The sequence below is a fragment of the Tsukamurella ocularis genome (assembly GCF_965138335.1).
GTDB lineage: Bacteria > Actinomycetota > Actinomycetes > Mycobacteriales > Mycobacteriaceae > Tsukamurella > Tsukamurella ocularis_A.
Genome location: NZ_CBCSDV010000069.1, coordinates 1 through 4,680 on the forward strand (window position 1 = coordinate 1; position 4,680 = coordinate 4,680).

Annotated in this window: 4 protein-coding genes and 1 tRNA gene; 2 read left to right on the plus strand and 3 right to left on the minus strand. The window is 71.7% G+C overall.

Features of this window, described 5'->3' with window-relative positions; all coding sequences use genetic code 11:
- Positions 1-71 precede the first annotated feature (71 nt).
- Positions 72-144 (minus strand) — tRNA-Lys (locus ACNAYW_RS24635).
- Between the two features lie 93 nt (positions 145-237).
- Entirely contained in the window at positions 238-1,407 is a 1,170-nt protein-coding gene (locus ACNAYW_RS24640) for an acyl-CoA dehydrogenase family protein (RefSeq protein WP_415852227.1), read from the minus strand.
- Positions 1,408-1,477: 70 nt separating this feature from the next.
- Between ACNAYW_RS24640 and ACNAYW_RS24645 the strand changes: the two genes are divergently transcribed.
- Together ACNAYW_RS24645 and ACNAYW_RS24650 are read left to right on the plus strand one after the other, a co-directional pair.
- On the plus strand, positions 1,478-2,002 hold the full coding sequence (locus tag ACNAYW_RS24645; RefSeq protein ID WP_415852228.1) for a PH domain-containing protein: 525 nt from the start codon (positions 1,478-1,480) through the stop codon (positions 2,000-2,002).
- The gene (locus tag ACNAYW_RS24650; protein ID WP_415852229.1) at positions 1,989-3,512 is read left to right on the plus strand and encodes a PH domain-containing protein; all 1,524 of its coding nucleotides are present in this window, start codon (positions 1,989-1,991) and stop codon (positions 3,510-3,512) included. Before ACNAYW_RS24645 ends, ACNAYW_RS24650 begins: the two co-directional genes overlap by 14 nt.
- Here ACNAYW_RS24650 and ACNAYW_RS24655 read toward each other — a convergent pair.
- On the minus strand, positions 3,499-3,978 hold the full coding sequence (locus tag ACNAYW_RS24655) for a nitroreductase family deazaflavin-dependent oxidoreductase (protein WP_415852230.1): 480 nt from the start codon (positions 3,976-3,978) through the stop codon (positions 3,499-3,501). The two genes, ACNAYW_RS24650 and ACNAYW_RS24655, sit on opposite strands and share 14 nt — an antisense overlap.
- Between the last annotated feature and the right edge of the window lie 702 nt (positions 3,979-4,680).

Sequence of the window (4,680 nt, forward strand, 5' to 3'; positions counted from 1 at the left end):
GGTTTCGGGTGGGTCGGAGACGGAAAAGGCCCCGGAGTGAATCACCCCGGGGCCTCTACCTGCATCTATTGTGCGCCATCAGGGACTCGAACCCCGAACCCGCTGATTAAGAGTCAGCTGCTCTGCCAATTGAGCTAATGGCGCGTGCTCGCTCGCTGCGTGCTGGAATACATTAGCAAGGACACCCGCGAAACGTGAAATCGGCTGTTCAGGGGTGGTTTCTGAGCTAACGAGCCGTCACTGGAAGGCGCTCTGCCCGGTGAGCTTCTGCCCCAGGATCAGGGTGTGCATCTCCACGGTGCCCTCGTAGGTCAGCACGCTCTCCAGGTTGTTGGCGTGCCGGATCACGGGGTACTCCAGCGAGATGCCGTTCGCGCCCAGGATGGTGCGGGCGGTGCGGCAGATGTCGATCGCCTCGCGCACGTTGTTGAGCTTGCCGATCGAGACCTGCTCGGGTCGCAGCGCGCCGGCGTCCTTGAGGCGCCCCAGGTGCACGGCGAGCAGCACGCCCTTCGTGTACTCCAGGGTCATGTCGGCCAACTTCTGCTGGGTCAGCTGGAAGCCGCCGATCGGGCGGCCGAACTGCTCCCGCTCCACGGCGTAGCGTTGTGCGCACTCGAGCGCCGTCCGCGCGGCGCCCATTGCGCCCCAGACGATGCCGTACCGCGCCTCGCTGAGGCAGGAGAGCGGGCCGCGCAGCCCCCGGACCTCGGGGAAGGCGGCCGAGTCGGGCACCCGCACACCGTCGAGTACGAGCTCGGCGGTAACGGAGGCGCGCAGCGACATCTTGTGCTCGATGGTGTTCGCGGCGAAGCCGGCGGTGTCCGTGGGGACGGCGAAGCCGCGGACGCCCTCGTCGGTCTGCGCCCAGATCACGGCGACGTCGGCCAGGGAGCCGTTGGTGATCCACATCTTCCGGCCGTCGAGGATCCAGTCCCCGCCGTCGCGGCGCGCCCGGGTGCGCATGTTGGCGGGGTCGGAGCCGTGATCGGGCTCGGTCAGGCCGAAGCAGCCGATGAGATCGCCGGCGGCCATGCCGGGTAGCCAGCGCTGCTTCTCCTCCTCGCTCGCCCACTTCCAGATCGCGTACATCGCGAGCGAGCCCTGGACGGACACCATCGATCGCAGGCCCGAGTCGCACGCCTCCAGTTCGAGGCAGGCCACGCCGTACTCGGTGGCGGTCGTTCCGGCGCAACCGTATCCGTCGAGGTGCATGCCGAGTAGGCCGAGCGCGCCCAGCTTCCGCATCAGGCCGCGCGGGTCGTCGAGTTCGCCGCGCTCGAACCAGTCGGCCACGTACGGCTCCACCTCGCGGGCGGTCAGCGCGCGCACGGAATCGGCGATGGCGCGCTCCTGGTCGGTGAACAGGCCGCTCAGGCCCGCGAGCTCATCGGGGTGTGTGGTCATGATGCCTCCTCGGCGCCACCCTAGCCGGGCGCGGTGGCAGGGGAGCGGAACCTCGTGCTTAGCTGGGCGCATGACCGTTCCCGGAACCCCCGCCCCCGCGGGCGCCGCCGAGGTGCTCAGGCCGCCGGCCCACCAGGTCTCACCCCGCGCGAAGACCTGGTGGACGGTGCGTGCCGCGATCCGCTGGGTGATCGTGATCCCCCTGGTCACAGTGGCGCTCGCGGTGATCCCGGACGTGCCCTGGTACGCGGCCGTCGCGGCCTTCCTGGTGCTGGCTGCGGCCGCCGCGGCGCACCTGATCGTGATGCCGCGCTTCCGGTACGCGTTCCACCGGTGGGAGATCAACCAGGTGGCGGTGTACTCGCAGGCGGGCTGGCTCACCCGGACCCGCGTCCTGATCCCGATCTCGCGCGTACAGGTGATCGACACGGTCGCGGGGCCGCTCGAGCGCTCCTTCGGGCTGTCGACGGTCACCGTCACCACCGCCTCGTCCGCGGGCACCGTACGGATCTCGGGCCTGCCCACCGAGACCGCGCAGGCGATCGCCGCCGGCCTGACCGTCAGCGCCGCGGAGGACACCGATGACGCGACCTGACGACGTCGCGGCGCCGGTCGCCGACGACGGCTGGAACCGTCTCTCGCCGTGGGGCATCGGCACCCGCGTCATCAAGGCGGTCCCGTCGCTCATCCCCGCCCTCATCGGCGTCTTCTTCCTCGGCCGTGCGGCGGGGCCCGTGTTCTTCGTGATCGCCGGCGTCGCGATCAGCGTGCTGGTGGGTCTGTTGCCGTGGCTCACCACCCGCTGGCGGGTCACCGAGGATCAGCTGGAGCTGCGGCACGGCCTGGTGCGGAAGGTCTCCGCCACCGCCCGACGTGACCGGATCCGCAGCGTCGACGTGACGGCCGGGCCCATCGAGCGCGCCCTCAAACTGCGCAAGGTGGAGGTCGGCACCGGCGTCGGGGGTAAGGAGTCCGCACTGGTCCTCGACCCGATCCCTGCCGACGTCGCGGAGCATCTCGGGCGGGACCTGCTGCGCCGCACCGCGGCACCGTCGACCCCGGAGCCCCTCGGCGAGGGCGCGACGGCCGCCGGGGAGCCCTCCGTGCTCGCGGCGCCGGAGGAGGAACTCGCCCGGCTGCGGCCGGAGTGGATCCGGTTCGCCCCGTTCTCGCTCACCGGTTTCGCCGTGGTCGCGGCGGGCGCCGGCATCGGCTTCCGCATCGTCGACGAGGCGGGGCTGCGCGAACGCGGTTCCGAGCTCGCCGAATCCTGGCTGGCGAAGCTCCTCGACCTCGGTGCGGCCGTGGTGATCCCGGGCGCGATCGTGCTGGTCGTCGTGCTGTCGGTGCTCGTGTCGGTACTCGCCTACGTGCTCGCGTTCTGGGGCTTCCGCCTGGTCCGGCGGGCCGACGGTGCGCTGCACACCACCCGAGGCCTCATCTCGACGGTGGCGGCCACCATCGAACGCAAGCGCGTGCGTGGCGTGCAACTGCACGAGCCCGTCCTCATGCGGCTGCCCGGCGGCGCGAAGCTCCGCGCGATCGCCACGGGCACCGATCGCAATCCCACCCTGCTGCCGCCCGCGCCGCGGGCCGAGGCCGTCCAGGTGGCCGACGAGATCCTCGGCCGGCCCGGCGTCGTGGAGACGCCGCTGACCCCGCACGGCCCGGTCGCGCTGCGCCGCCGCTACACCCGCGCGGTGCTGGGCGCCGTAGTGCCGGTGGTCGTGCTGCTGGCGCTCGGTGTCGTCGCGCCCGGGATGTGGAAAGCGCTGCCCCTCGTCGGCGCGATCCTGGTGGCGGGGCTGTCCGTAGCCCTCGCGCGACTGCGGTACGCGAACCTCGGCACCGTCATCACCGGCGACGCCGCGGTCCTGGGCGCGGGCACCCTGGCACGCACCCGCACCGCCCTCGAGTTCGACGGGGTGACCGGCTTCGTCACGCGGGAGACCTTCTTCCAGCGGCGCGCTCGGGTCACGACGCTGACCGTCGCGACGGCGGCGGGAGCGTTCGGCGCGGTCGACCTCACGCCCGAGCGCGCGGCGGGGGTGGCGCGCACCGTCCAGCCCGAGATCGTGGCTGGCTTCCTCGTCAGCGAGGCGTGAGCCGGAACAGCTTGATGGTGCGGCCGCCGGCCCACTCGATGTAGTCGTCGTAGGCCGGCCAGACGGCGACGATGCTGGGCCACAGGCGCTTCCGGTCGGCCTCGGAGACCCGTCGCGCCCGCACGGGGATGCGCCGCGTGCCGAGCAGCACCTCGGCGTCCGGCGTCGCCTCGAGGTTGTACGACCACGCCGGGTGGTGCTTCTGGCCGAAGTTGGAGGCGATCACCACGAAGTCCGCGCCGTCGCGCACGTACAGCAGCGGCACGGCGCGGGCGACCCCGCTGCGCCGGCCGACCGTGGTCAGCGTGAGCTGGGGAAGCAGGGACTCAGGGATGAGATGCACCGAGCCGCGGCTGATGCGGGTCACGGCCTTGTCGAGCGGCACCGTGGCGCGCACCATCCGCGATACCGCTCGGTGCCGCCCGAGCTGGAGGAAGCGTGACTTGAGGTCGTCCACGACGGTCATGGCGGCAGTGTAGTGAATCCGACCCGCCGCCGGGCCGCGATCAGTTGGTCGCGAGGCGCGCGCCGCCCGCGGCGCGGAGCGCGGCGTTCAGCGAGTAGTACTGCGTGAGCTGCTGCGTGACGCGTCCGGAGTCGCGGTCGGTGAGGGTCACCGCGTCCGTGATGATGCCCAATGCGGCGTTGTCCGAGGTGCGGATGAGGGGGCCTCCGCTGTCGCCCTGGGTGGTCACGATGTCGGCGACGACCCAGTCGTTCACGACCTTGGTCACCGTGCCGCAGCGGCGCCCGTTCACCGAACCCAGCTGGCACACCGGATCTCCGACACGCGCCGTCCCCACGGACCGCGGCGCCATGCCCGGTGCCGAGGCGAGGAGCTTCACCTGCGGGTCGGTCAGCCGGAACGTCGCCCAGTCGGGCCCGAACGGATCGACGGGGGAGTAGTGCCCCGGACGCTTCGGGTCCTCTTTGACCTCGGGGGACTTCGACTGCACGACCTCGCCGACGATCCACTTCTTGACGCCCACGGGCTGCTGCGGAGCGCCGCAGTGCCCGGCGGTCACGCCGAGGCGCTCGCCGTTCGGGGCGGTCACGGCGAAGCCCATGGTGCACTGCAGCGACTCGAACCGGCCGCCGCCCAGGGAGCGCTGCAGGATGTCGATGCGGTCGCCCGGAGCCACGGACTTCGGGGCGGGAGTCTGCGTNG

Excerpts from the sequence above, each read along its gene's own strand:
- ACNAYW_RS24640 (WP_415852227.1), bottom strand. The coding sequence starts at position 1,407 with ATGACCACACACCCCGATGAGCTCGCGGGCCTGAGCGGCCTGTTCACC.
- ACNAYW_RS24645 (WP_415852228.1), top strand. The coding sequence starts at position 1,478 with ATGACCGTTCCCGGAACCCCCGCCCCCGCGGGCGCCGCCGAGGTGCTC.
- ACNAYW_RS24650 (WP_415852229.1), top strand. The coding sequence starts at position 1,989 with ATGACGCGACCTGACGACGTCGCGGCGCCGGTCGCCGACGACGGCTGG.
- ACNAYW_RS24655 (WP_415852230.1), bottom strand. The coding sequence starts at position 3,978 with ATGACCGTCGTGGACGACCTCAAGTCACGCTTCCTCCAGCTCGGGCGG.